Raw genomic sequence first — 24,474 nt, 5'->3', positions numbered from 1 at the left:
GGAGGTCATCATGCGCACGACAAAGTCCACCCCTGTAAAACCTAATCCAATGCGTGTCAGTCGTAACAAGATGCAACTAGGGGTATTTTCTACGAACACCGAGGGCGGCTGTACGGTGACTAATGCGCCCGAGCGGATTCGCGGGGATGACTGGGCGGGCAATCTGGAAATTGCAAAAGACGCGGACCGGGCAGGGTTTGAAGCGTTCATTCCGGTAGGCCGTTGGAAAGGCTTTGGTGGTGCCAACAACACCGGTGGCGTGTGTTACGAGACTTACACTTGGGCGGCGGGCATCGCTGCATTGACCGATCAGATCGCAGTGTTCACCACCTCGCACTTACCCACTGTGCACCCTCTGTTTGCCGCCAAACAGGCGGTTACGATTGACCACATCAGCGGCGGACGATTTGGCCTGAATATTTTGTGTGGCTGGTACGGCGCTGAGATGAGGATGTTCAGCGGTCACATGATGGAACACGACAAGCGATATGACTACGCTGAGGAGTGGTTGCACATCGCGCAGAACGCCTGGCAGCAGCAGACGCCTTTTGATTTCAAAGGTGAGTACTTCACGATCTGCGACGCGATCTCCCAGCCACAGCCACTCAACAAGCCCTACCTTATCAACGCTGGCGGCTCCCCACGTGGAAAAAGGTTTTGTGCAGAACATTGTGATGCGGCGTTCTTGATCATCAAGCACTTGGATGGCGAAGCGGCGGTGCGTGAACAGATCGCGTCCTACAAGGATCTGGCCAAAAATGAGTTCGGCAGAGACCTCAAGATCTGGTGCTATGGCTACGTTGTTCAAAAAGACACTCAGGAAGAAGCCGAGGCGTACCTGGATTATTACGCCAACCAAATGGGCGACGATGAAGGGTGCGACATCATCACGACCGAGTTGGGCATTCAGACCGGGATTTTCACTCCCGAGGATGCAGTTCGGTTCCGTTTCCACTTCAAGGCCGGTTTTGCCGGCGTACCGTTAGTGGGCACGCCTGAACAGATTGTAGAGCTCTTCAAGAAATATTCAGACTGGGGCATTGATGGCATTGCGCTCACCTGGCTGGACTACCACCAAGGCATCAAGGACTTCGTAGCGGGCGTTCAACCGCTCATGGAAGCGGCAGGTTTGCGCGAGCCGTTCCTCAGTGATGCATCGCCCGCGCTCAACGAGGCGCGCGAAGCTGTGGAAATGGTGTGATCGCTGGCCCCCAGGCGAATGCACCTGGGGGCCCAACTCCCATTCAGAGCTCCAACATTTTCTGCGGATTGGCAAGAGTCACTTGCACGCGGCGAGCGTTATCCAGCTCAAACGTATCAAACCACCGCTGGCTTTGTTCGAGCCAGTCGTTGACGTCCATCTGGCTCGTTTGGCCCAAATCCGAGCTGTAGACAACATTGGGGACGGTCGATAGCACCTCGCGAAAGTCGTCTTCTTGTTGATAGCCTAAAAGATAGGTGAGTGCGGTCTGCTCAATGAATACGTTAGGAGCCGTGGCGATCTCCAAAAGCTCGGCAGCCTTCAAATCAGTCAATGGATTGGCCGGCTGGTTGAGCATCAGGCGCGGCACGCCCAATCGAACCGATTCATCTACCAGAGCACGTACCTCGCGAGCGTCAGCGTGGCCGGTAGATATGACCAGGGGGTAATCACACGCCATCTTGAGTATGTCCAGGGCCTGGGGCGTCAAGCGCCCGGCGTCTGTTGTGACGCGCAGAGGCTTGATGGGTTTACTTACCAACAATGGATGGCTGACATTTCGCGCGAGGGTACTGGTGTGCTTTCGTCCTGTCACCGTCGGGAAGTGCACAATGAAGCGTCCCGGTTCGTCGCCGCGCATACACAGGCTTCGCTCCACTACCCTGAAGTCCACACCGCCTGCAATCTCATTCAAAACCAAGGAACCACTGACAGGGAAACCCTGTGAGCGCGCTTCCCAGGCCTGTGCGGCAGTGCAGCCCAAGTGGTTTTTCAATACCACCCGGCCGTTGGCCGCTGCGTACAGTTTTCCGGCATCTATTGCGCCGTGGCGGCGAACGAACGCGTCCGGGTTCGCGTGGTAGTGCAGGTCGATAAAGTTCGGGGAATGGCTGGTGTCTGTGAGCGCGTTCATGCCGCGTGTTCCGAGCGAGGTATAAGAAAAGTGTCGATAGCGTTCACAACCGAATCGAGATCGTCAGCCAACGGCCGCATGCCTCCCGCTCTTATGCACAGTGTGTGTTGGTGGGTTCCAGAGGTGCGTACCACGTGCGGTTGGTTGACAAGTTGGGAGCGCTCGCCAAAAACGCTCAGAACCCTTCCTTGGTATGCCAGCAGACTGTGACTGAGATCGATACCGGCTAACAACCCAAAACCACCTGAGAGGCGCTGCCCCTGTATTTCAAGATGAACACTGTTTTGGGTTTCTGGATTTTGCTGGGGGTGTTTGCCTTCGGGTAGGACGAGTGCATCCAGCAGACGCTTGGCCTCTTCAACCTGGCCAAGCCGGGCAAGTTCCGCCATTCTTCCAAGCCTGGCATCCAATATAGCGTCGGCTTTGGCTGGGGAAGAGAGCAGCAACAGAGCCGCCGTTGACGCAAGCGAGGAGGTACGGACCAGTTCCAGCGCCAGCGCGCCGCCCAAGGCGACACCGACAAGCACGTCGGGTATGCCCCAGGGTTGCAGCAACTCAGCCCAGCGCTCACTGAAAGTGTTCAGCGTCTCACCGCAGGCAACGGGTATCGAGAGCGAATCAAACACCACTACCCGATAGCCTGCGCTGAGAAAATGGCCTGTCAGCGGCGCGATAAAGGCGCCCTCGTCCCATGTGGGCATGACGGGTGAAAGTACAAAAACGCACTGTTTTCCTTGCCCATACACTTTGAATTGCACGTCCTGGTTCATTGTTTCGCTCCTGCAGAAATAACAAAGCCTACTTTTACAAGCAGGCCGGTTGTGCCCCGTGAGTCCGTTTAGAGGGTGCGTCCAAGCTTGGCGACAGTATCGGCATAGCCCTTGAGGGTGGCCTCGACTATCGAGCGTGCCGGCTGTACGTCCTTGATCAGATCGGCCACCTCGCCTGCCCAGATCGCTTTAGTCCCTACGTCGTCTGTTGCCAGTGCCCGTTCGTACTGGGGCCGCAACTCATCAAGGGCCAGCGAGAACGCCTGCTCGTTACCAACCCACGACTCGGAAAACTGGTTCGCGATCGCCCGACCGCTGTACTCTGCGGGCCAAGATATTCCGCGCACATCATCAAAGATGCGAGTTCTGACGGTGTCGCTTGCAACGGCGTGGAGCAGCCTGTTTTTCACACGCTCAGAGGGAAGCGCTTCGTCGCAGGCCAGGAATCGCGTTCCCATCATTACCCCGTCCATTCCGAGTGCCATGGCGGCGGCCATTCCTCGGCCATCAGCTATCCCACCTGTTCCGATCAGGATTACGCTCTCGCCCACGGCATCGCGAACTGCCGGGAACAAAGGCATGGAGGATCTGCGCAAGCTGTGCCCCCCAGCTTCTGCACCCTGCACGATCAATGCATCGGCGCCGGCGTCGAGAGCGTATAACGCCTGGTCAACGTCATGTACTTGCACGATGACTTTGGCGTTCGCTTGATGAATGGGCTCGATAAATGGACGAGCGTCACCAAAGGACAGCGCTACAACCTGCGGGCCGAACTCCAGTGCCAAATGCAGTAGCTCGAAACGTTTCGCCACCGTGAACATGACCAGCCCGACGCCCCAGGGCTTGTTCAAATCCTGCATGAGCGACAACTGTTGAACCATCCAGTCAGGATCTCCGTAGCTTGCTCCCACCAGGCCTAGCCCCCCTGCGTTTGAAACGGCGGCTGCCAGGTGTCCTCCTGATGCACCTCCCATCGGTGCGAGGACCAGTGGGTGCTGGATGCCCAAGAAGGTTGTCAATGCTGAACGGATTGCGGCCATAACTTCTTCCTTGATCGAATATTGAATAGGCTTGGGTATTGCGCAGCGCCAAGCGCTGCGCATGCGATTGCAGTTAGCCGACAGTTTCGCGGGCGGTGGCAGGGGTGATGTAGGTGGCGACGGTGTACAAGTGATATTCCCAGGTACCGGTTTCTTTCAAGCGCGAATACCGTGATAAAAACTCTTCGTCGATGAAAAGCGATTCGAACTGCCCACGATCGCTCCACTGAGCCTGGTTGATGACCGTCTTGCCGTCTGTGCTCTTCATCAAACGGCTCCACTGAAAGGCGCTGTACGTTCGCGCAACATAGTTGACCGTGTCCTCCAGTATTTCCACTGCGAGGTCCTGCGCGCCTTCTTCAACATGCACCACATTCACGAGATAAATCGCGGTGTCATCCGAAACAGATTGAGGATCAAACAATTCCATTTTCATGATTATCTTCCAGTAGTGAAAAACGAGTGTTCAAGGCATTACGGGTATGGAGCCTGTGGGTTTCCCGTCTTGCCAGAGCAGTGGAGTGATGTCTTGCGCCACGACAAGGTCGTCGACATGGCCGATGATTATTTCGTGGGTTCCATGGCTCATGCGTTGGGCAACGGTGCAGAAAAGAGAAGCCTGGGCACTGGGCAGATACGGTAGGCCGTTGGCGTGTTGCCAGTCGGCTGTCTCGAACCGGGCAGGGCCGGTGACTGCGCCACCAAAAACCTTCACCAAGTCCTCTTGGCCAACCCGAAGCAAGTTCACCGAAAACCTTCCATGACCAATCAGAGGCCTGTACATGCTTGCCCCGTGATTAATGCAGACAAGGATGGAGGAAGGGTCTGTACACACCGACGTTACGGCGGTTGCAGCCATCCCAAAAGGTGCGCCCTCATGTTCAGTCGCAATAAGAGTGACCGTGGAGGTCAGGCGACGCATCGCTTTCTTGAACTCTTGAGTGACTGAACCCTTGTCTGTGAAGCAGTGCGGTTTCAACGGCGCGCTCAAGACCCTGGCGCTGGCGGATAGCTCATGCGAAAGGCTCATTGGGCTAACTCCGCTTCTACCTTCTGAGCAGCACCCAACCAAGGTTGGTCGTAGCGGTAGGTCTTGCGAGCCTCCTCTAATGAGGCCCCCGCGGTTATCGCTCCGATAATCTGGCGTTCGGTGTGTTCTACGGCACGCGCACGGCGAATAACTTCGGCCGCTATATGCTGCGCAATGACAAGGCAGCCGCTGCCATCGCAGACCAGCAGGTCTCCAGGATTGACGGTGACGCCACCGATCTCAAGCGAGACCTGCACCGCTTTGAGCTGAGTTCGGTTTTTTGCGGACTGCATGAACCGTCCGCGGCTGAACAGGGGATACCCTAGCTTAACGACGGTATCGATATCCCTGGCCACTCCATCAATTACAGTGCCTTTTATGCCTCTGGCCACGGCGAAGTGCGTCATGATATCGCCCCAGACCGTGCAGTCTTGGCGCCCCGCATTGGAGCTGACGATCACGGCTCCAGGCGGGACCTGATCAATATAATTGGCCGCATTTTTGAACCCATGAGAATCTCCGACCGGCTCATACTGCACGGTAAAAGCAATGCCCACGCAGCGACTACCAGGAACTTGGGTGGTGATGCCCAGAAGGCCGCCAGAAACGCCAAGGCTGTCCAGGGCATCGGACAGTGACGCGGTATCCAATTGTTCGCATTCGTCCAGCAATGCTTGAGAGAGTTGGACCGATTCAAAGAGCTTGGGCATGTGTTGCTCCCTGGGGTGAGGTTGAAACGCAAGGTTGCGCCCAGTTCAGCGCGGCCATGGAAACGCATTCTCTAATAATGGCTTCGCCAACCTGCCCGGTGGAGTGCGAACCGCCCATGTCATAGGTGCGCACGCTTGAACGCGCCACCCGGCTGACCGCCGTCGTCACGTAGTGTGCTTCCTGCGGATAACCCAGATGCTCGAGCATCAGAGCGATGGTCATGAACATCGCGCTGGGATTGGCTTTGTTGAGTCCTGCATGGGCCGGAGCGCTGCCGTGAACCGGCTCGAAATATGCGCCCAGCTTTCCGAAGTTCCCACTCGGGGCGAAACCCAGGCCACCCATGACGCCTGCGCCGAGATCAGAAAGGATATCGCCGAACATATTCTCAGCCACTACAACGGAGAAACGCTCCGGGCGTTGCACCATCCAAAGCGCTACGGCGTCCACGTTCTCGATTACGCCCTCAATGCCGGGGTATCCCTGGGCGACACTTTCAAATACACCTCGAGTGAAAGCGCTGCTGTGACGAAGTACCATGGGTTTGTCTACGAAGGTGACCCGGTCGAATCCATGCCGGGACGCATAGTCAAATGCGTATTCGAAGATGCGCTCAAGCCCGCTGCGCGTTTGCAGGCGCACGGAAATGGTCGCGTCCTCCTGCCCTTCACGACGCCATGGCGCGCCCAATGCTTCCCGCTCTTGCAGCAAGGGCAGGAATTGATCAGGTATCCGTCCATAATCCAGACCGGCGTACAGCCCTTCAGTGTTTTCCCGGATGACGACAAAACGGAATCGATTTTCGCCCGTGATGTCAGTGACCGGCCGCACGTTTGCGTAAAGATCCAGGTTTTGCCTTAGCTGGATCACCGGGCTTACATAGCGGCGGTTCTGCCCCTGAAGATGAGGGGGCAGCTCTGCTTCTGTTTCGGCAAGGGGTTTGCTAGTGATGGCGCCTAACAAGGTGGCGTCGCACTGATTGATCTTTTCCCAGGTTTCATCCGGAACGGTATTGCCCTCCCGCTTCCAGCATTCCCAACCGATGTCCCCGAACTCGAGATCGAACGGCAGGTTCAAGGCCTTAAGGACTGGCAGTGCGGCCTCCATGACTTCGATGCCAATACCGTCACCGGGAAGCACACAAATACGCTTGCGTGTGAGGTAGTCGCTCATCCAGCTATCTCCTGTGCGGTCATGGTGTCGCGACCGTAAACATTCGCGATGGCTCTGGGTGCAAGGCGTGCGACCTGATCCTGTTGATGCATGATTTCAAGAGCACGATACTCGGACGTCAGTTGAAATCGCTCGACGGTTTCTCGCATGCGTTTTGTACTGTCGAACGGGAAGTTGTACGCCCCCATAATGATGTCCAGCAGAGGGCTTGGGATGTTGTTGAATGGGATAGACGCCGCAGTCAGGTTCGAAAGTTCAAGAACCTTGACGAGGTCAAATCCATGATTAGTGCCAATGCGCTCGAGATAGGCGACGAGCATGCTCAAGTGCAAGTTGCCGGCCCCTTTCCCCATCCCACAGATGGACGTGTCGATGTACTCGGCGCCCGATTCGATGGCAGCGGCTGCGTTAGCCAGAGCCATTGAAAGATTGTTATGGGCGTGGAAACCCAATGGCACTGCCAGTCGGTTGGAGAGGCGACTGATCAGTCGATCGACATCGCTTGGGAGCATGTGCCCATTAGAGTCTGCGAAACAGATGATGTCTGCACCAGCGCCCTCAGCGCGCACCGAGGTGTCAATGACGGCACTGAGCGTTTGTGCCGTCACATGGGTGACATTTGCACTAACGCTGAAACCGTAATCGCGAGCGAGTGAAAGCGTGGCAAGCCCTTCGGTCAACTGCTCTCGGCGTAAGCAGACTCGGATCATCGAGACGCCCTGCTCCTTGAGCATGGCGAAATCCTCGTTACACACGTTTTTAGGGTGGACCATCACCGCAAGCTCGATTCGGCCACCGCCAGCCCGGCGAACGCGCTCGATAAATTCAGCATTTATATTGCTTGTCAGTCCATGCTCAACTTTGGGCGCGAACGACCCCCTGCAATAACCAACTTCACATACATTAATCCCGGCCTCTGCCAAGCTTGATGTTATTACCAGGGCCTGTTCGTCCGTGAAGTTGAAATTATTGCGATATCCTCCGTCACGCAGGGTGACGTCCACAACTTTTACTTTCCCCATGATAATTTCTCCTGCGGTTGATGGCAGTTAAGAGGTGGGCACACATTTGACCGAAGGTAGTTAATCCCCCTTTATTTTTTTTGTAGGGGTGACCTTCGTTGGGTATATAGAGCCAGCCGAAACTCATTGCAGTTCGGTCTTGAAAACACCTGTTGAGGTGTTCGGTATTGATCCTCGTCAATACGTGTAGTTTTGTAAACGTGCGTTAATCACCGGTGCCTGTGAATTTTTTCCCATACTGGATCAATGCCGACTGACACCGGGCGCTTGATCAGCTTGTTGCCTTTAATCATTGTCGTAGAAGCAGGCCTCAACGTAATTCATGGCGGCCTGGATTGAGGGGATCGCACGGAAGTCTTCGTGCACCCCTAGCCAGACGTCCACCATCAACGGGTCTGCAAGCTCAAGCCGGCAAAGTTGTGAGCTATGTTGCACTGCGAAGCTGGGCAGCAGCGCAATGCCCACGCCGGCCTCGGCTGCTCGGACCTGCAGCTCGACCGTTTTCGCTTTGAGGACGCATGGACGATCCCCGACAATTTTTTTTAGCCAGTCATTTTGAGGAAGTGTCATGGCTTCGGCTTCGTAGCCGATGAACTCATATTGCTCGGGAGAACGGTCTTGGAGATAGGTCTTGGCGCCATAGAATGAAAAGGAGGCCGAACCTATCCGGCGCGCGACAATTCCAATTTGGCGAGGCTTGGCGAAGCGAATGCACAGATGTGTCTGGCACTTGGACAGAGACGAATATTGGCTATCGCCTAGAAGACGCAAAACTATGTTCGGATGCGTTGACCGGAAACGTCCCAGGCTGGGTATCAGTTTCTCGGAGGTAACGGAAGGCGGGGCGCTGACCGTCACCTCGACAACTTGCTGGGTTTGCGCGGCCGCGACAGCCAGGCGTTCAATCGCCTCCGTTTGAGTCTCGATCTGTTTTCCCAGGTCTGCGAGTTTGCGCCCGACTGTTGTAAGTTCGTACAGGCGCTTTCTACGATCAACTAATTTTACGCTGAGTGATTTTTCTAGCGCCGCGATACGTCGAGACACGGTAGCATGCTCGACGCCCAAGACACGCGCCGCTCCACTCAAGGAGTTCACTTGGGAGAACGCCACAAAGTAACGAAGGTCTTCCCAGTTTAAATGTGCTGTTTGACAGGATATAGCTGGCTCTGTATTCGACGCGATTCTATTCCTGGATGCTATATTCATTTAATATTTCCTTATATCAATAGCAACGGTAAAAAAATGTCGGGCACAACCGACGGCGTAGTAATTATCCAGTCAGGCTCAATGCTGGATAAGTCCTATTTGGATCCAATGTGGAAACTGAATCGCATCGATGTTATGTGTTTGCGCAGGGTCTATGTGCGTCGCAAATGTCAGATCACAAAGGACAAAACTGTCCGATATTTTGGTGACTCGCGTTGTGTTTTTTTGGTAGGGAGGGGCGATGCAATTGGCAGATGTGGAGCGGCGATAGGAGGTTATCGCGTCATCGGGGTGCGCTGAAGTGTAGTGCTTAATTTCCAAACCGCAGAAACCACAAAGCCCCGCATTGCGGGGCTTCGAGATATGGTGCCGGCACCAGGAGTCGAACCCGGGACCTACTGATTACAAGTCAGTTGCTCTACCAACTGAGCTATACCGGCGTGTTAGGGCGACGATTATAGCGATTGGAAAGGTTCTGTAAACCCCTGAATTCTGACTATTTTTGCAAAATCGGAAGTTTCTCGCGATTAGGGCGTTTTCCCCGTGTCTTCACAGGTTGAAAAGGACTTGCATAGTTCGGGCCCAGCTCCAGGCAGCAGACGAACGCCGATAGGTTCAAGCATCGCTTGGGCAGACCTCCCTCGTAACCTGATACCCGCTGCCGAACACGCCAAAACAACCCGCATAAGGCGCCCGTTATGCGCCTAGCGCCAGATGCTTATGCACAATCGGTTGGTGACAGCTGTCACGAAACAGCCATTTTGTGCAGCAGTTCTCAACACGCTGCAACTGCCTGTTTTGTGTGCACTTTATTTTGTGAACAAAAAATGACCAGATTGGCTTTTGGTGTGAAGGGCCGGTATCTACGGCCTCTGTAAAGAATTCATCAACAGAGTTATCCACAGGTCGCGTGTAGGGATTTTTGCCCTTTATTGGCGCTCGGCCAGCACCATCAAGTTGCGAGGAGTCAACGACGGTTCGCAGAAGCTGCCTACCTCGACGTTGTAGCCCTGGTCCACCATAAACAGGGCCCGATCCAGCACCAACCACAGTTCCAATGGACGTCGAAACAAGCCTCTCACGAGTTCCAGGTTGCGCACCTCGGCCAGGCGCTGCCAGCCGCGGGCCTCAAGTGCCGGCCAATTCTGTTTGCCTGTGGATAAGCCTTTGAGGCTTGCCAGTTCCTGGCAATAGTCGGCAAAGGGTTTATCTAGCCAACTGGCGGGCAGGGAGGGTGTTGGCAGGTAGTCGTCGCAGCCACGCAGTTGACGTTGCAGTTGGTCAAAGCCCAGGCGCCGGGCCATGGAGGTGTCTCGTCGTTGGCGTACGCGGTTGCCGGCGGTGACGGTTTCGCTCAGGGGCAGGCCGAGGTCGTCAATCGACAGCTGTAGCAATGAGGCGCGCCCAGCGGCGGAGAGGGCCTGATAACTGTCGGCGGTGATGCGGTTGTAGCAGCAGGGCGCCAGGGCCAGTTGTTTGCAACCGACGGCGCTGGCCAGTTGCAGCAGGCGCACGTGCAGGTCGCCGCAGGCATGCAGGGCGACGGGGGTGTGTTCAGGCTGGATCGCTACATCCGCCATCACGTCTTGGAGGTGATGGGTTGCGGGCAGGCCGTGGCGATCACTCAAGGCTTGGCCGGAGGCGATCAGGGCGGGGTCGTATTCCAGGCAGGTCAGATGTTGGCCGGGTTGCAGCAGGCGGCGGCCTAGGTGGCCTTTGCCGGCGCACCAGTCCAGCCAGTGGGCAGGCGTTTGGGTAAAGGTCAGCGCGGCGCCGAAGGCTTCGATCTGTTGCCATTTGCGCCCGGGCACGTCGACATTCAGGCGATGGCGAGCGGGTTCAAGGGTGTGTGTGGGTAACTTATCCACAGTGCCGAGGCGCAGCGCGTGAGCGGCCAGCTGTGGAAAAGGGGCGGGCGCGGGCAGGTGGTGAGGTTGGTTGTGACTGGCTTCGGCCTCGGCCAGTGAACGCTGGCGCAGCCATTGGGATAACGCAGGGAGCTCGGTTTCCCAGGGCAACTGTAACTGGGTAAAGGGCCGTGGTCGCCACAGCCCTTGGTGTTCAGTCAGGAATGCATCCAGCTCCTGGAAGCGTGCCTCAACGTCCTTGGCACGCATCGACGCGCAGCCATTTTTCCAGCAGTTTGAAGCCGCGTACCAGTACGTAGGCCATCAGCAGGTAGAACAGCCCGGCGGCGAAGAAGATCTCGACCGGCAGGTAGGTGCGGGCAATGATGGTGCGTGCCATGCCGGTCAGTTCAAGCAGGGTTACGGTGCTGGCCAGGGCGCTGGCCTTGAGCATCAGGATCACTTCGTTGCTGTAGGCCGGCAGGCCAATGCGCGAGGCGCGTGGCAGGATGATGTAGAACAGCGTTTTCGGCTTGGACATGCCCAATGCCCGCGCCGCTTCGATCTCGCCCGGCGGAATGGCCTGGATCGCACCGCGCAGGATCTCGGCAATATAGGCGGCGGTGTGCAGGGTCATGGTGGCGGTGGCGCACCAGAACGGGTCGCGCAGGTATGGCCACATGAAGCTGTTGCGCACGGCATCGAACTGCGCCAGGCCGTAGTACACCAAAAACAACTGCACCAGCAGCGGTGTGCCACGGAAGAAGAAAATGTAGGCATAGGGCAGGGCGCTCACGTACCAGCGGCGCGAAGAGCGGGCGATGCCCAGAGGGATCGCCAGCAGCAGGCCGGCGATCACGGCGATTGCCACCAGCTCCAGGGTCAGGGTCGCACCCTGGGCCAACTTCGGCAGCCACTTGATGATCACGGCCCAGTTCAAGCCCAGGTCAAAGTGCGATAGCCAGCTGTAGTCGCCGCTCATTGGGTGCTCCTTGCAAAGCCGCGGGCGGCGCGTTTTTCCAGGAAGTGCATGCTGGTCATCGCCAGTACGGTCAGGCCCAGGTACATGAATGCGGCGACCATGAAGAAGGTGAAGGGTTGCTTGGTCACGGTCACGCCGATCTGCGCGTGGCGCATGATTTCTTCCAGGCCGATCACCGACACCAGCGCGGTGTCTTTCATCAGGATCATGAACAGGTTGCCCAGGCCCGGCAGGGCGATGCGCCACATCTGCGGCATGATCAACCGGGTGAAAATCCGAAACTTCGACAGCCCCAACGCCACACCCGCTTCGCGGTGGCCCTTGGGGATGGCGAGGATCGCGCCGCGGAACACTTCGGTGGCGTAGGCCCCGAAGCACAGGCCCAGGGCGATGACGCCGGCGGCAAAGGCACTCAGCGACAGGTCGGGGTTGCCGAAGACCTCACCGAGGGCACGCATCAGGTTGACGGTGCCGAAGTAAATCAGCAGCACCCACAGCAGCTCGGGAATACCGCGCACGATGGTCGAATAAGCGCCGCCCAGCCATTGCAGCGGCTTGTACGGCGAAGTTTTGGCCAAGGCGCCGGCAAGGCCCAGCACCAGCCCCAGGCACAGGGCCGTGAGCGCCAGTTTGACGGTCATCAGCGCGCCGGCGGCGAGGGCCGGGCCGAATCCGTAGAGATCGAAATTCATGGTGTTTTCATATTGCGGCAGGCATTGCTAAAAGCCAGCGCGCTCACCAGGAGCGCGCCGGGCAGGCCGTTCAGATCATTCGATGCTGAACGGGAAGTACTTGTCGTTGATCTTCTTGTAGGTGCCGTCTTCCTTGATCTCTGCCAGGGCTTTGTTCAGGCGCTCGCGCAGTGGGTCGCCTTTGCGTACGGCGATACCGATCTTGTCGCTATCTACCACCGGCTCGCCTTTGAATTCATAGGCCGAACCGTCTTTGCTCTTGAGCCATTCGTACTGCACGTACTTGTCGGCCAGGATGCCGTCGAGGCGACCGGAGGTCAGGTCGAGGTAAGCGTTTTCCTGGGTGTCGTAGAGCTTGGCTTCGGTGTCCGGCAGCTTGTCTTCCAGGTAGGTACCGGCCAGCGTTGCGCGCTGCGCACCGATCACCTTGCCTTTGAGGTAAGCGGCGTCGGTCTTGAAGTCGGCCGTGGCTTTGGGCGCAATGAACTGCAGCTTATTGGAGTAGTACGGGTCGGTGAAATCCACCGCCTGCTTGCGCTCGTCGGTGATCGACAGCGAAGACACCAGGAAGTCGAACTTCTTGGCGTTCAGGGCCGGGATAATGCCGTCCCAGTCGGACACATACACTTCGCACTTCTCGACTTTCATCTTGGCGCACAGGGCGTCGCCGATGTCTTTGTCGAAGCCGACAACGTTGCCGCTGGCGTCTTTATTGTTGAACGGCGGGTAGGCCGCTTCGATCCCCATTTTCAAGGTTTCTGCCATGGCCGTGGCGCTGAACGCCATCGAGACGGCCGCGGCCAGAAGGAATTTTTTATAGTTCTGCATGCATGTTGCTCCGTTAGCGGTTGCTGGACATGAATTGTTTGCAGCGCGCCGAAAGCGGGTTTTCAAACACCTGCTGTGGCGATCCTTGCTCCTCGACCAGGCCCTGGTGCAAAAACACCACTTCGCTGGATACCTGACGGGCGAAGCCCATTTCGTGGGTGACCAGCAGCATCGTGCGGCCTTCTTCGGCCAGTGCGCGGATCACATTTAGTACTTCCTGGACCATTTCCGGGTCAAGCGCCGATGTCGGCTCGTCGAACAGAATGACTTTAGGCTGCATCGCCAAGGTACGCGCAATCGCCGCACGTTGTTGTTGGCCGCCAGAGAGCTGGGCAGGGTAGGCGTGGCGCTTGTCGGCGATACCGACCTTGGCCAGCAGGGCCTCGGCCACTTCTATGGCTTCGGCCTTGCTCTGGCCGAGCACGCGCCGAGGAGCCTCGATGATGTTGTCGAGGATGCTCATGTGCGGCCACAGGTTAAAGTTTTGAAACACAAACCCGATTTCGCTGCGCAGGCGGTTGATCTGCTTACCGTCGGCGGCCATCAGTTCGCCGTTTTTCGCGGCCTTGAGCTTGAGTTCTTCACCGGCCACCAGGATCTGGCCCTGGTGCGGGTTTTCCAGCAGGTTGATGCAGCGCAGGAAAGTGGACTTGCCGGAACCGGAGGAACCCAGGATCGAGATCACATCGCCGTCGCGAGCGGTCAGCGAGATACCTTTAAGTACCTCAAGCTCACCATAGCGTTTATGCAAGTTGCGGATTTCAAGCGCGGGCGTGGCCTGGGCCATGTGCGGTCCTCATTGTGTTCGTTGCGATCTTCGCTGTTGGGCCGCCTTCCTGGCGAGGCGCCAAGCTAGCATAGCGTTTGGACGACAGCCAACAGCGCTGCGGACGGTTAACCGATGGTCTGCGGCAGGGTGTCGCATCGGCGCAGCAGCGTGTCGCGCCATCAACAACCTACAGACGTTTGACCCGGAAAAATCCACAGGCTTCGCGTAAAAAAGGGCGCGATGGTGCCAGCTTTGGCCGGGTGTTGGAAGGGTTAACCGGGCAAACGGTCCATATCAGCCCGCTTATGGGGCGTCACGTACTTTTTGTGTGTGTTTTTGGTGCGTCGGTGCGCCGTGAATGTGAGTCGCACGGTAACGCTATAGCGGAATGCCATTGTTCTCAATGACTTGCGATGGGTGGCGAATTGTCCTACAGCCCCCGCCCACTGTGGTTCTGAAATATTTTGGCGCAAATCTTGCGTAAAAAATAAAGAACGCCCTGTTGGATTCTTTTCACGAGAAAGGCTGCAAGCCGGGCGAACCGTTTTCGCAATTCCTCGCAAAGGTGTGTCAATGAGTAGTACGCAAAGCTCCAATGACCTCGAACAGGGGCTCAAACCGCGTCACGTCACCATGCTGTCGATTGCCGGTGTCATCGGCGCCGGTTTGTTTGTCGGCTCCGGCCATGCGATCGCTGCTGCCGGCCCGGCTGTACTGTTGGCCTATGCAGCTGCCGGCACGCTGGTGGTCTTGGTGATGCGCATGCTGGCCGAGATGGCCGTTGCGTCACCGGATACCGGTTCGTTCTCTACCTATGCCGACCGGGCCATCGGCCACTGGGCCGGGTTCACCATTGGCTGGCTCTACTGGTGGTTCTGGGTGCTGGTGATTCCGCTGGAAGCCAACGCGGCGGCGACCATCCTGCACGCCTGGTTCCCCGACGTGGCGATCTGGGTGTTCACCCTGGTGATTACCTTGTTGCTCACCGCAACCAACCTGTTCAGCGTGAAAAACTACGGTGAATTCGAGTTCTGGTTTGCATTGATCAAGGTCGTTGCGATCGTCGGCTTTGTGATCCTCGGCCTGGCCGCGATCTTCGGCTTCTTGCCCACCAGCCAGGTCAGCGGTGTTTCGCACCTGTTCGATACCCAAGGGTTCATGCCCAACGGCATGGGCGCGGTATTGGCGGCGATCCTGACCACCATGTTCTCGTTCATGGGCACCGAGATTGTCACCATCGCCGCCGCCGAATCGAAGAACCCTGGCCAGCAAATCACCAAGGCCACCAACTCGGTGATCTGGCGGATTGGTTTGTTCTACCTGTTGTCGATCTTCATCGTGGTGTCCCTGGTGCCTTGGAACGATCCGACCCTGGCGGCCGTAGGTTCCTACCAGACTGTGCTGGAACGCATGGGCATTCCGAACGCCAAGCTGATTGTCGACCTGGTGGTGCTGGTTGCCGTAACCAGCTGCCTCAACTCGGCGCTGTACACCGCGTCGCGCATGCTATTTTCCCTGGGCCGTCGCGGTGACGCACCGGCCGTGGCCAAGCGTACCAACAAGAGCGGCACGCCTTATTGGGCGGTGTTGCTGTCTACCGGTGCTGCGTTCCTGGCGGTATTCGCCAACTACGTCGCCCCGGCGGCGGTGTTCGAATTCCTGCTGGCCAGCTCTGGCGCCATCGCGTTGCTGGTGTACCTGGTGATTGCCGTGTCGCAACTGCGCATGCGCCAGAAGCGTGCTGCGGCGGGCGAGAAGATCGTGTTCAAGATGTGGTTGTTTCCTGGCCTGACGTACGCGGTGATGGTGTTTATCGTCGGTACGTTGACCATCATGCTGTTCCAGGAAGCGCACCGGGTCGAGATCATCGCGACGGGGGTGTTGAGCTTGCTGGTGGTGTTGGCGGGGTTGGTGGTGGCCAGCCGGCGCAAGGCTCAACGATTGGGCGCTGCGGCCCTTAACTGACGCAATACTGAGTAAATGTGGAAGGGGGGCTTACCCTAATGCCTGTAGGAGCGAGCTTGCTCGCGAAAAACCAATAGGCGCCGCGTTTACTCAGGAACCACGCGTTATCGTTGGCGTTTTTCGCGAGCAAGCTCGCTCCTACAGGGGGCAATGGCGCCAGATGTTGTTGTGTGTCAGTCAGCTGAGTTTGTCAGCGCCTGGGAGGCAGCCACGTAATCGGCCTGGAACTGCGGCGATTCGATCCACGCTAACGCCGCGGCTTCGTCATCGCTGTCTGTCGCCCACTGCCGATACTCGATCAGCGCCGCCAGGATAAAGTCGGTCGCTTCCTCTTCGCCTTCCTGCTCCAGCACCAACGCCAGCAACGGGTGCGCCAGGAACACCGCACACAGCGCCTGCTGGCTGATCTCGCCGGCGGCACGCATCGCGACGAACAGTTCAGTCAAATCCACCGACTCAAGGTCGATGCGGCTGTCGTCGCCCGCAAAGGCATCCGGCTTGTGTGCCACGGCGCGCTGGGTGCGGTTTTGCTTGGCCTTGGCTTTTGCCCGGTGGGCGCGTTTTTGCTGCTTGTTTGGCGAGGCCATGGGCTCGACGTCCTTGGGGTCTGGGTCTAGAGGGTGTATTGAAGCGCAGGTTGGGGGAAATCCCAAGGGTTTCTGGGGCGGCAGTGATTGCTGTAATGCTCGACCTTCTCTGCGCGGGTACTTAGGCTGACAGTCTATTGACCCACCCGAGCTCGCCCATGACCCGTGACACCCTGGAACACCATCAGGTCCCTATCTACTTCGTTGCCGTCTTTGTGGCCGTCACGTTCGGCCTGCTCTGGCCCTTATCAGCGCATGGCCTCAGCCTTTGGGTGACACCTGCCATCGCCGTGCTGATGTACGCGATGTTTCTGCAAATCCCCTTCCTGGAACTGCGCCAAGGCGTGGGCAACAAGCGTTTCCTGGCGGCCTTGCTGTTAGCCAATTTCATCCTGGTGCCCTTGCTGGTGTGGGGGTTGACCCGCGGCCTGGTGGAACGCCCGGCGTTGCTGGTGGGCGCTCTGCTGGTGTTGCTGACGCCCTGTATCGACTATGTGGTGGTGTTTACCCATATCGGCAAGGGCGATTCGCGGTCGATGCTGGCGGCAACACCGCTGCTGCTGTTGCTGCAACTGCTGTTGTTGCCGGTCTACCTGGGGCTGATGTTGGGCGAGCAATCCTCCGTGGTGGTGGCTGCAGGGCCTTTTGTCGAGGCGTTCGTGGGGTTGATTGTGGTGCCGATGCTTCTGGCGGTCCTGACCAGCGCTCTCGCGCGGCGTTCGAGCGCTATTGGACGTTGGAACAGTGCCTGGGCGTGGATGCCGGTGCCGGCAATGGCGTTGGTGTTGTTTGTAGTGCTGGCTTCGCACATCACGGCGGTGGTACGGGATATCAATTTGTTGCTGCCAGTCATTCCGGTCTACGTGGCCTTTGTGTTGCTGGCGCCGCTGATGGGCATTGTGGCTGCGCGGCTGTTCGCACTGCCAGCGTTGACGGCGCGGGCGGTGACCTTCAGTGCGTCGACCCGTAACTCGCTGGTGGTTTTGCCATTGGCGCTGGCCCTGCCGGAGGATGTGCGCGGCTTGGCCGCAACGGTGGTGATCCTGCAAACCCTGATCGAGTTGGTTGCCGAATTGCTCTACGTTCGCCTGATTCCGGCAGTGGTGTGGCCCACCAGTCGGTAACCGCGTGAATGTTCAGATCTGTTCAGGCGCCATTCAGGGGCGCGTTCGGCACCATACGCCAGCGCTTCCCACCTGACAGGTCACCCGATGGATCACCGCAACCGTTTTCGCCTGGAGTCACTGGGTATTTTCCTGGTCGCTCTCTTGTTATTCACAGTGGGCATCTGGGATCAGCAGCCCCAGGGTTTTGACGGGCGTTGGGCGCTGTTCATGCAGGAAATGTATCGCCATGGTGCGAGCCTTTTCCCCACCACCTACGGCCAGCCCTATGCGGATTACCCCGGCACCGCGACCTTCTTCAGTTATCTATTCGCCCGTTTGTTTGACGCGCCGAACCACTTGGCGAATGTGCTGCCCACGGCGCTCGCCTCGGCGGGGGTGATCGCGCTGATGTACCGCCTGCTGGCACCCTACAGCCGTGCCTGGGCGCTGCTGACGGTGCTGCTCACACTGCTCACCGCTCAGTTGCTCGAAAAGTCGCGCTCGGTGTGCCTGGACCAAATGGTCGCGTTGTTATGCGTGGGCAGTTTCTACCTGCTGCACACCGGCGAGCGCCTCGGGTCACGGCTGAGGCAACTGGCGGTGTTCCCGTTGTTCATCCTCGGGTTTGCGATACGTGGGCCGCTGGGGTTGATTGAGGTCTGCGCGGTGGTATGTGTGTATTGGGCGTTGGGCAAGCCGGGGGAGCGTGTCCGACAGGTGCTGACCCACGGCGTTATCGGCTTGGTGCTGCTCGCCGCGTGCTGGTGGCTACTGATGAAGCTTGCGCGGTTCAGCGGTGGTGATGCCTTTGCCGATGAAGTCTTCAAGATGCAAGTCGGTGGGCGTCTGGATGAGTCGGGTGAGCCGTTCTACTTCTATTTTCAACTGAGCTTGTACCGTTACTTTCCGGTGGTACCGCTGGCGTTTGCGACCCTGTTTGCGTTGCGCCATCGCTGGCCCGAGCGCTGGGCCAATGAGCACCTGCAATTGCTGGTGCGCCTTGGGGGCTGCGGCTTGATCATTCTGTTCGGCCTGTCGGTACCGCATTTCAAGCGTGCTTATTACATTCTGCCCATGGTGCCGATGTTCGCGGCGGTCGCCGCCTATGGGCTACTGCATGCGCAAGGCTGGCTGGTAGGCGTGCGCCGTGGCTACGAATGGCTGGTCGCGGCGCTGCCGACGTTGTGCGTGGTGGTGGTGTTTGTGTGTCGACACGCCTGGCACAAGCAGGGCTACTGGCCGCAGATTTCCTTGCCGTTGATGATCGGCGCGTTGGTGGTGCTGCAAGTTGCGGCGTTGCTGGCCTGGCGGCGAGCATGGCGGTTGGTGTGGCTCAGCCTGATCGCCCTGGCAGCACAATGGCTGTTGCTGGTGACGGTGATAGAGCCGGCCAAGGACCTGCAATTCGATACCCGGCGGTTTGTCAGCCAGGTGGAGGCGTTGCGCCAGGCGCAACCGGGCCCTTTGGTGTTTGTCGACCTGGCGCGAGATACCTGGGCGGTGCGCTACATGATGAACCTGGATCACGATGAACAGCCGCTGTTTGTCGGGCGTCACGAGCTTGAGAAACTGGCGGCGCTGCCCCGGCCCTCCTGGGTGATTGTGTCGCGCAAGGAGACTGCGCTGTTGAAGGGCTCGCCGGTGGAGCACTTGGCGCCGAGCTATCAGGGGCGCTTGAATGACAACCCGTTGATGGTGTTTTTGCTCAAGTAAGGTGGCCCTTTAGCAAAGGGCCCGCCGAGCAGATGATTATTTGCAGCGGAAGCTTTCAGGCATCGTGACCGTATAGTTGCGCTGCACACGGTCCTGGAAATTCAGGTTCTGCAAACCCTGCTGTACCAGAAAGGCTTCGACTTTGGCGGCTTGGCAATCGTCGTTATAGGACGACGCCCGTAGCAGGTAGACCGCACGCCTGCTCGCTTCATCGCGAGCCGTGACCCGGAAGGTAGTGAGCGTGGTGTAGCCGGTGCGCTCCGAGGTCCCTACCGGGCCGTAGGAGGTGTTTGGGGTGCTGGTGCAGGTCAGCTGGTCGGTCTTTTTCTTGTTCTTCTTGCATTGGGTGGTGGTGCTTTTTGCCACTTGCCCGTATTCGGTAGCGGTGTAGCGATACGTCACCTGCTTGCTGTCGACATCCAGGGTGACGGTCATTTTGATCGGCGCGTGGTTCTTGGGCAGCGTGGTATCGGTAAAGACATTGCGAAAGCCCTGGTCCTGCATGGCGCGGACCATATCGCGCAGGTAGTAGCGGGCATTGAGCGAGTTTTCATCGCTGCCGCCCGTGGAGGTCACCAACACGGTTGCCTGTCGGTCAAATTGATAATCGGGATCAGGCGTCGCGTTGATTGCTACGTCCAACTGCGTGGCACACCCACTGAGCAGGGCGGTCAGTATTAATAGGGTGCAAAGCAAGAAGCGGGTCATGAAAAAACCTTACAACTGAGAATTGGGTAAAGGCTGAACGATTGAACCCAGAGAAAAATAACCAGCACGGAGGATAAAAGCCTCATGGCTTTCCTCTGCCAATCGCAGGCACTAAGCCACTAAGGATACAGGGCCGCGGTCTTGGTCGTCATGGCACCCGTGGTTATTCAGCCTTCTGCGGGGCTGGCAACCATCCACCACCGTCTTCGAATTTCTCAATCAGGAAGTCCACAAAGACCCGCAACTTGGGCACGGCAAACTTGCTCGGCAAGAAAATCGCATGAATGCTGTCGCCGAAAGTGCCCTCTGCAATGTACTTGGGCAAAATCACGCTGAGGCTGCCCTTGCGCAGATCCTCGGCGATGGAGAACGTGGGCAGCAAGCCTATGCCCACACCTTCCATCACGGCCTGCCTCACAGATTCACTGCTGTTGACGCAGAAACGCCCTGATACGCGCACTTCGGTCACTTCGCCGTCGCGAATAAAACGCCAGGATGCTTCGCGCGCCAGACCATTGATCAAACAATTATGTGCGGCCAAATCACCGAGCGTGGCGATGGGGGAGTGGCTGCTTAAATAACCGGGTGTTGCACATAACACGTAGTCGAGTTTGGCTAAGCGTCGCGCTATAAAACTGTCAACGGGCGTACTGGTCAGACGTATCGCAATATCGAACCCTTCTTCGACAATATCCACATAGCGGTCGCTCAAAGAGAGCGTGACGCTGATATCGGGGTAGGCGTTGAGGAATTGCCCAACCAGGTTGCTCAAGTGGAGATTGCCAAAGGCAACCGATGTGGTGACCCGCAGGTGGCCTCGGGGCGCTGATTGCAAGCTCTCGACCGAGTTGAGTAATGCGCCGGTTTCCTCGGTAATCCGAACACCGTGCTGATAGGCAAGTTCTCCCGCTTCTGTGAGCGCAAGGCTTCGCGTGGTGCGGTTTAACAACTTGGCCCCGAGCGTTTCCTCAAGCCTGCGCATTTGTTTACTGACGGTTGAGGTGGTCGAACCGAAGAAACGGGCCGCTTTGGAGAAACTTTTCAGTTCGACAACTTTAACGAAAACAAAGACATCCGAAATATTTTCTGAGAAAGATTCCATTGTTTCTCCAGAGGACACAGGCTTGTTCTTTTTGGCCGTATTGTGCGCAGCGGGTGGGTTAAATACTTTGAATTCTCTAGCGGTTAAACCTTGGAGGATTCATGAAAGCCCTGACCAGAAGTTTCAATATTGCCCTGCCCGCCACTCTACTGCCTTTGCTCTTCATCGTCATGTGGAGTTCCGGTTATGTCGTTGGCAAAGTGGCACTCCCCTTTGTGGGGCCCTACACCCTGATCTTCATTCGCTTTGCCAGTGCGGCGCTGATCCTGCTGGGCGTGGCGCTTGCGACTAAAGCACCGTGGCCGAAAACCCGCGCTCAGTTCGGCCATCTGGTGGTGGTGGGCATCTTGATCCAGGCGCTTCAGTTTGCTGGCCTGTACATGGGGCTGGATCTGGGCGTGTCGGCTGCTGTGGCCGCGCTGATTGTCGGCACGATGCCGGTGTTTACCGCATTGGGCGCCACCCGGTTTCTTAACGAAAAAGTCAGTCGTGTCGAGTGGCTTGGCTTGGTGGGCGGATTGTTCGGTGTCGCCCTGGTGGTCTATGAACAGCTGGGTGTAAGTGCGACGGCGAGCCTGACAGGTTACTTGTGCGTAGTGCTGGCACTGGTTGGCATCACGGCCGGCAGCCTGTATCAGAAGAAATACTGCACCGGCATGGACTTGCGCACCGGCGGTTTTATTCAGTTGGCCACGGCCTCTTTCGTGATGTTCTTTCTCGCCGATCACTTTGAAAACCTCGCGGTTCAGTGGACCCCAACAATGATCTTCGCGTCCGGCTGGTTGTCACTGGTCAACTCTATTGGCGCTATCAGCATCCTCTACATTCTCATGCGCAAAGGTGAGGCGAGCAAAGTAGCAGGCCTGTTCCATCTTATTCCCGCAGTGACAGCCTTAATGGGCTTCGTATTCCTCGGTGAATCGTTCAGTACAATTAACGCCGTAGGTTTTGCGATTACCGCACTGGCTGTTTATGCGTGCACCCATGTCAAGAAGTGAACTCAACGTTTAACCCCCCCTATCTAACGCCTCTTTATCCAGCGAACAAGGAAGTATCATGCATACCGGACAAATCCTTAAAGATGTACTCAACGCAGTACGCAGCAAAGAAGCCTTGCCGTGGGTGCCCTATACCGCCAATGGCCGAACTAAGACCGATATCGTGCATTTGTACCAAGGCCCGGAAGTGGATGGCCCGTCGGCTGCCCTGGTACGTTATCAGCCGGGTGCCCGTACCCAGCGCCACCTTCATCCTGGCTACGAACTGATTTTCGTGCTCGATGGCGTGCTGCATAACGATGCCGGTGCACACCCAGCAGGCACGCTTGAAGTCTGCCCGCCTGACAGTGAGCATGCGCTGTGGAGCGATGAAGGCTGCACCTTCCTGGTGGTGTGGGAAAAGCCCGTGCAGACCGTTTCCCTGGCGCAGGCGCAGGCATGATGGGCGCCCTCAATAGCGGCTTCAACGTCCAGGCGGCCCCGGGAGCTGCGCTTGCAGCGGCCTCGTTCGGCAGTGATTACGTAATGGAGCCAAAGCGCGTCATCACCGCCAGCCAGGCGGCCGCCCTGGTACCCGATAACTGCACGATTACCACTGGGGGGTTCGGCAGTTGCGGGCACCCTGACTTGCTCACCGAAGCGCTGGCGGCGCGCTTTGCCGCTACCGCGCAGCCATCAGACCTGACCCTGGTTTTTGCGGCCGGTCAGGGTGACAAGGCCAGCCGTGGGCTTAATCAACTGGCTGTCAAAGGCCTGCTGAAAAAGGTGATCGGAGGCTACTGGGCCCTTGCCCCGTCGATAGGCCAGATGGCACTGCGTGGTGAAATCCAAGCGCACAACTGGCCTCAGGGCGTGATAAGCCACTTGTTCCGCTCAATCGCCGGGGGCAAAAGTGGGGTGCTCTCAGGGATCGGTTTGCACACCTTCATCGACCCCAGGCAGGAGGGGGGCAAAGTCGGCCCGGCTACGACTGAAGAGCTGATCTCAGTAGTAAACGTTGGGGGGCGTGAAGAACTTTTCTATCCGTCAATGCCCATCAATGTCGCCTTTTTGCGCGGAAGCCGAGCAGATGTCGACGGCAATATCAGCATGGAGGACGAAGCCAACTTTCAGGACAGCCTCGCCCAGGCGCAGGCCGTTCACAATTGCGGCGGTATCGTCATCGTGCAAGTGATGGAATTGGTCGACCGTAACTCGCTTGATCCTCAGACCATCCGTATTCCGGGGATCTTTGTGGATTATCTGGTTTTATCCACGCCAGACACGCATTGGCAAACCTACGGTGAGGTCAGAAACAACACCTATACCGGGCGTTCACGCTCTGATACCGCCGTCACGCCGTTACCGCTATGCGCCAAAAAAATCGTCGCGCGCCGAGCCTTGTATGAAATAGCCCGGTACAACGCGCCGATCGTTAACCTGGGTATTGGCACCCCGGAGTACATTGCAAGGGTCGCGAGCGAGGAGCGCTGCTCCGCCCATGTGCTTACTGTCGAGTCAGGGGTTATCGGCGGGACGCCTGCGCGCGGGCTGTCATTCGGCGCTTCGAGCAACCCTCAAGCGATTCTCGATCAAGCCAGCCAGTTCGACTTCTATGACGGTGGCGGAATCGATCTGGCCTTCCTCGGGTTTGGTCAGGCCGACAGCGGTGGCAACGTCAACATCAGTCGATTCGGCGGGCGGCTCAACGGTGTCGGTGGCTTTATCAACATTTCGCAGAGCGCCAAGCGCGTGGTGTTTTGCGGAACCTTCACGGCCGGTGGTTTGGAACTGGGGTTTGAAGCCGGACAATTAATCATTGAGCGTGAAGGGGATATCACCAAGTTTATTCAAGCCGTTGAGCACATGAGCTTCAATGCCGCCCATGCGCAATCACGCAACTGCCCGATTCTGTTCATCACTGAACGGGCTGTGCTCGTATTGAAAGACGGCCGCTTGATACTCAAGGAAGTTGCGCCGGGTATCGACATCGAGCGCGATATTCTCGCTCGCAGTACGGCCGATATTATCGTGGCTGACCACGTGGAGTTGATGCCTGCGTCGATTTTTCTCCATCAGCCGCTCTCTGTCACGGACAAGTACTGGCGTTCGCGTGACTAACTCATCATTTC

24 protein-coding genes and 1 tRNA gene are annotated in these 24,474 nt (G+C 57.6%); 7 read left to right on the top strand and 18 right to left on the bottom strand.

Annotated elements, in window-relative coordinates:
- Positions 1 to 10: 10 nt before the first annotated feature.
- Entirely contained in the window at positions 11 to 1,201 is a 1,191-nt protein-coding gene (locus tag CRN80_RS06900) for an LLM class flavin-dependent oxidoreductase (RefSeq protein ID WP_098949812.1), read from the top strand.
- 43 nt (positions 1,202 to 1,244) lie between these two features.
- Here CRN80_RS06900 and CRN80_RS31185 read toward each other — a convergent pair whose 3' ends face one another.
- The 15 genes from CRN80_RS31185 to CRN80_RS06825 form a co-directional block, all read right to left on the bottom strand.
- Positions 1,245 to 2,114, bottom strand: a complete 870-nt coding sequence (locus CRN80_RS31185; RefSeq protein WP_032894069.1) for a DUF6282 family protein — start codon at positions 2,112 to 2,114, stop codon at positions 1,245 to 1,247.
- Complete coding sequence (locus tag CRN80_RS06890; RefSeq protein ID WP_032894067.1) at positions 2,111 to 2,884, bottom strand: hypothetical protein; 774 nt, start codon at positions 2,882 to 2,884, stop codon at positions 2,111 to 2,113. Before CRN80_RS06890 ends, CRN80_RS31185 begins: the two co-directional genes overlap by 4 nt.
- A gap of 68 nt (positions 2,885 to 2,952) precedes the next feature.
- Positions 2,953 to 3,924, bottom strand: coding sequence for a nitronate monooxygenase family protein (locus CRN80_RS06885; RefSeq protein ID WP_003187738.1), 972 nt, complete (start codon positions 3,922 to 3,924; stop codon positions 2,953 to 2,955).
- A 73-nt stretch (positions 3,925 to 3,997) separates the two neighbouring features.
- Complete coding sequence (locus tag CRN80_RS06880; RefSeq protein ID WP_003187739.1) at positions 3,998 to 4,360, bottom strand: hypothetical protein; 363 nt, start codon at positions 4,358 to 4,360, stop codon at positions 3,998 to 4,000.
- 30 nt (positions 4,361 to 4,390) lie between these two features.
- On the bottom strand, positions 4,391 to 4,954 hold the full coding sequence (locus tag CRN80_RS06875) for a flavin reductase family protein (RefSeq protein WP_032894061.1): 564 nt from the start codon (positions 4,952 to 4,954) through the stop codon (positions 4,391 to 4,393).
- On the bottom strand, positions 4,951 to 5,664 hold the full coding sequence (locus tag CRN80_RS06870; RefSeq protein WP_003187741.1) for an RraA family protein: 714 nt from the start codon (positions 5,662 to 5,664) through the stop codon (positions 4,951 to 4,953). The genes CRN80_RS06875 and CRN80_RS06870 overlap by 4 nt, the downstream gene beginning before the upstream one ends.
- The gene (locus CRN80_RS06865) at positions 5,648 to 6,838 is read right to left on the bottom strand and encodes an isocitrate/isopropylmalate dehydrogenase family protein (protein WP_098949811.1); all 1,191 of its coding nucleotides are present in this window, start codon (positions 6,836 to 6,838) and stop codon (positions 5,648 to 5,650) included. Before CRN80_RS06865 ends, CRN80_RS06870 begins: the two co-directional genes overlap by 17 nt.
- Positions 6,835 to 7,860, bottom strand: coding sequence for a nucleoid-structuring protein H-NS (locus CRN80_RS06860; protein WP_098949810.1), 1,026 nt, complete (start codon positions 7,858 to 7,860; stop codon positions 6,835 to 6,837). Before CRN80_RS06860 ends, CRN80_RS06865 begins: the two co-directional genes overlap by 4 nt.
- Positions 7,861 to 8,145: 285 nt before the next feature.
- Positions 8,146 to 9,066 carry a LysR family transcriptional regulator gene (locus CRN80_RS06855; protein ID WP_098949809.1) on the bottom strand — a complete coding sequence of 307 codons (921 nt, stop codon included), beginning with the start codon at positions 9,064 to 9,066 and terminating at the stop codon, positions 8,146 to 8,148.
- Positions 9,067 to 9,430: 364 nt separating this feature from the next.
- A tRNA-Thr gene (locus tag CRN80_RS06850) sits at positions 9,431 to 9,506 on the bottom strand.
- Positions 9,507 to 9,995: 489 nt separating this feature from the next.
- Positions 9,996 to 11,183: a methyltransferase gene (locus CRN80_RS06845; protein ID WP_098949808.1), complete on the bottom strand. Its 1,188-nt coding sequence runs from the start codon at positions 11,181 to 11,183 to the stop codon at positions 9,996 to 9,998.
- A complete protein-coding gene (locus CRN80_RS06840; RefSeq protein ID WP_032897644.1) occupies positions 11,164 to 11,853 on the bottom strand; it encodes an ABC transporter permease in 690 nt (229 codons plus the stop codon). The genes CRN80_RS06845 and CRN80_RS06840 overlap by 20 nt, the downstream gene beginning before the upstream one ends.
- 38 nt (positions 11,854 to 11,891) lie before the next feature.
- The gene (locus CRN80_RS06835) at positions 11,892 to 12,587 is read right to left on the bottom strand and encodes an ABC transporter permease (protein ID WP_032894047.1); all 696 of its coding nucleotides are present in this window, start codon (positions 12,585 to 12,587) and stop codon (positions 11,892 to 11,894) included.
- 75 nt (positions 12,588 to 12,662) lie between these two features.
- Positions 12,663 to 13,415, bottom strand: coding sequence for an ABC transporter substrate-binding protein (locus CRN80_RS06830; protein ID WP_032894046.1), 753 nt, complete (start codon positions 13,413 to 13,415; stop codon positions 12,663 to 12,665).
- 13 nt (positions 13,416 to 13,428) lie between these two features.
- Complete coding sequence (locus tag CRN80_RS06825) at positions 13,429 to 14,202, bottom strand: ABC transporter ATP-binding protein (protein ID WP_003187760.1); 774 nt, start codon at positions 14,200 to 14,202, stop codon at positions 13,429 to 13,431.
- 555 nt (positions 14,203 to 14,757) lie between these two features.
- Between CRN80_RS06825 and gabP the strand changes: the two genes are divergently transcribed.
- Positions 14,758 to 16,149, top strand: coding sequence for a GABA permease (gene gabP / locus CRN80_RS06820; protein WP_032894045.1), 1,392 nt, complete (start codon positions 14,758 to 14,760; stop codon positions 16,147 to 16,149).
- Positions 16,150 to 16,322: 173 nt separating this feature from the next.
- Here gabP and CRN80_RS06815 read toward each other — a convergent pair whose 3' ends face one another.
- Positions 16,323 to 16,736 carry a hypothetical protein gene (locus CRN80_RS06815; RefSeq protein ID WP_032894044.1) on the bottom strand — a complete coding sequence of 138 codons (414 nt, stop codon included), beginning with the start codon at positions 16,734 to 16,736 and terminating at the stop codon, positions 16,323 to 16,325.
- Between the two features lie 158 nt (positions 16,737 to 16,894).
- On the opposite strand from CRN80_RS06815, the gene CRN80_RS06810 reads away from it, so the two are divergent.
- Both CRN80_RS06810 and CRN80_RS06805 read left to right on the top strand, forming a co-directional pair.
- Positions 16,895 to 17,860, top strand: coding sequence for an arsenic resistance protein (locus CRN80_RS06810; protein ID WP_098949807.1), 966 nt, complete (start codon positions 16,895 to 16,897; stop codon positions 17,858 to 17,860).
- Between the two features lie 87 nt (positions 17,861 to 17,947).
- Positions 17,948 to 19,555, top strand: coding sequence for a glycosyltransferase family 39 protein (locus tag CRN80_RS06805; protein ID WP_098949806.1), 1,608 nt, complete (start codon positions 17,948 to 17,950; stop codon positions 19,553 to 19,555).
- A 36-nt stretch (positions 19,556 to 19,591) separates the two neighbouring features.
- Here CRN80_RS06805 and CRN80_RS06800 read toward each other — a convergent pair whose 3' ends face one another.
- Together CRN80_RS06800 and CRN80_RS06795 are read right to left on the bottom strand one after the other, a co-directional pair.
- Positions 19,592 to 20,263 (bottom strand): hypothetical protein, encoded by a 672-nt coding sequence (locus tag CRN80_RS06800; protein ID WP_032894041.1) that lies wholly within the window; start codon positions 20,261 to 20,263, stop codon positions 19,592 to 19,594.
- Between the two features lie 163 nt (positions 20,264 to 20,426).
- Positions 20,427 to 21,365 carry a LysR family transcriptional regulator gene (locus tag CRN80_RS06795; RefSeq protein WP_098949805.1) on the bottom strand — a complete coding sequence of 313 codons (939 nt, stop codon included), beginning with the start codon at positions 21,363 to 21,365 and terminating at the stop codon, positions 20,427 to 20,429.
- Between the two features lie 101 nt (positions 21,366 to 21,466).
- Here CRN80_RS06795 and CRN80_RS06790 point away from each other — a divergent pair, with 101 nt between their 5' ends.
- From CRN80_RS06790 to CRN80_RS06780, 3 genes are read left to right on the top strand one after another with little or no spacing between them, the layout of a single operon-like run.
- Positions 21,467 to 22,363 (top strand): DMT family transporter, encoded by an 897-nt coding sequence (locus CRN80_RS06790; protein ID WP_098949804.1) that lies wholly within the window; start codon positions 21,467 to 21,469, stop codon positions 22,361 to 22,363.
- Positions 22,364 to 22,421: 58 nt separating this feature from the next.
- Positions 22,422 to 22,805 carry a cupin domain-containing protein gene (locus CRN80_RS06785; protein ID WP_032894038.1) on the top strand — a complete coding sequence of 128 codons (384 nt, stop codon included), beginning with the start codon at positions 22,422 to 22,424 and terminating at the stop codon, positions 22,803 to 22,805.
- Positions 22,802 to 24,463, top strand: a complete 1,662-nt coding sequence (locus CRN80_RS06780) for an acyl CoA:acetate/3-ketoacid CoA transferase (RefSeq protein ID WP_098949803.1) — start codon at positions 22,802 to 22,804, stop codon at positions 24,461 to 24,463. Before CRN80_RS06785 ends, CRN80_RS06780 begins: the two co-directional genes overlap by 4 nt.
- Positions 24,464 to 24,474 lie beyond the last annotated feature (11 nt).

It is taken from the genome of Pseudomonas sp. FDAARGOS_380 (assembly GCF_002591235.1).
Lineage (GTDB): Bacteria > Pseudomonadota > Gammaproteobacteria > Pseudomonadales > Pseudomonadaceae > Aquipseudomonas > Aquipseudomonas salmasensis.
The sequence above is the reverse complement of the archived record's forward strand: the minus strand, read 5'-3'. Positions and strand labels throughout refer to the sequence as shown.

What these genes read in the sequence shown, in the direction of transcription:
- CRN80_RS06900 (WP_098949812.1), top strand. Translation starts at nt 11, where the DNA reads ATGCGCACGACAAAGTCCACCCCTGTAAAACCTAATCCAATGCGTGTC.
- CRN80_RS31185 (WP_032894069.1), bottom strand. Translation starts at nt 2,114, where the DNA reads ATGAACGCGCTCACAGACACCAGCCATTCCCCGAACTTTATCGACCTG.
- CRN80_RS06890 (WP_032894067.1), bottom strand. Translation starts at nt 2,884, where the DNA reads ATGAACCAGGACGTGCAATTCAAAGTGTATGGGCAAGGAAAACAGTGC.
- CRN80_RS06885 (WP_003187738.1), bottom strand. Translation starts at nt 3,924, where the DNA reads ATGGCCGCAATCCGTTCAGCATTGACAACCTTCTTGGGCATCCAGCAC.
- CRN80_RS06880 (WP_003187739.1), bottom strand. Translation starts at nt 4,360, where the DNA reads ATGAAAATGGAATTGTTTGATCCTCAATCTGTTTCGGATGACACCGCG.
- CRN80_RS06875 (WP_032894061.1), bottom strand. Translation starts at nt 4,954, where the DNA reads ATGAGCCTTTCGCATGAGCTATCCGCCAGCGCCAGGGTCTTGAGCGCG.
- CRN80_RS06870 (WP_003187741.1), bottom strand. Translation starts at nt 5,664, where the DNA reads ATGCCCAAGCTCTTTGAATCGGTCCAACTCTCTCAAGCATTGCTGGAC.
- CRN80_RS06865 (WP_098949811.1), bottom strand. Translation starts at nt 6,838, where the DNA reads ATGAGCGACTACCTCACACGCAAGCGTATTTGTGTGCTTCCCGGTGAC.
- CRN80_RS06860 (WP_098949810.1), bottom strand. Translation starts at nt 7,860, where the DNA reads ATGGGGAAAGTAAAAGTTGTGGACGTCACCCTGCGTGACGGAGGATAT.
- CRN80_RS06855 (WP_098949809.1), bottom strand. Translation starts at nt 9,066, where the DNA reads ATGAATATAGCATCCAGGAATAGAATCGCGTCGAATACAGAGCCAGCT.
- CRN80_RS06845 (WP_098949808.1), bottom strand. Translation starts at nt 11,183, where the DNA reads ATGCGTGCCAAGGACGTTGAGGCACGCTTCCAGGAGCTGGATGCATTC.
- CRN80_RS06835 (WP_032894047.1), bottom strand. Translation starts at nt 12,587, where the DNA reads ATGAATTTCGATCTCTACGGATTCGGCCCGGCCCTCGCCGCCGGCGCG.
- CRN80_RS06830 (WP_032894046.1), bottom strand. Translation starts at nt 13,415, where the DNA reads ATGCAGAACTATAAAAAATTCCTTCTGGCCGCGGCCGTCTCGATGGCG.
- CRN80_RS06825 (WP_003187760.1), bottom strand. Translation starts at nt 14,202, where the DNA reads ATGGCCCAGGCCACGCCCGCGCTTGAAATCCGCAACTTGCATAAACGC.
- gabP (WP_032894045.1), top strand. Translation starts at nt 14,758, where the DNA reads ATGAGTAGTACGCAAAGCTCCAATGACCTCGAACAGGGGCTCAAACCG.
- CRN80_RS06815 (WP_032894044.1), bottom strand. Translation starts at nt 16,736, where the DNA reads ATGGCCTCGCCAAACAAGCAGCAAAAACGCGCCCACCGGGCAAAAGCC.
- CRN80_RS06810 (WP_098949807.1), top strand. Translation starts at nt 16,895, where the DNA reads ATGACCCGTGACACCCTGGAACACCATCAGGTCCCTATCTACTTCGTT.
- CRN80_RS06805 (WP_098949806.1), top strand. Translation starts at nt 17,948, where the DNA reads ATGGATCACCGCAACCGTTTTCGCCTGGAGTCACTGGGTATTTTCCTG.
- CRN80_RS06800 (WP_032894041.1), bottom strand. Translation starts at nt 20,263, where the DNA reads ATGACCCGCTTCTTGCTTTGCACCCTATTAATACTGACCGCCCTGCTC.
- CRN80_RS06795 (WP_098949805.1), bottom strand. Translation starts at nt 21,365, where the DNA reads ATGGAATCTTTCTCAGAAAATATTTCGGATGTCTTTGTTTTCGTTAAA.
- CRN80_RS06790 (WP_098949804.1), top strand. Translation starts at nt 21,467, where the DNA reads ATGAAAGCCCTGACCAGAAGTTTCAATATTGCCCTGCCCGCCACTCTA.
- CRN80_RS06785 (WP_032894038.1), top strand. Translation starts at nt 22,422, where the DNA reads ATGCATACCGGACAAATCCTTAAAGATGTACTCAACGCAGTACGCAGC.
- CRN80_RS06780 (WP_098949803.1), top strand. Translation starts at nt 22,802, where the DNA reads ATGATGGGCGCCCTCAATAGCGGCTTCAACGTCCAGGCGGCCCCGGGA.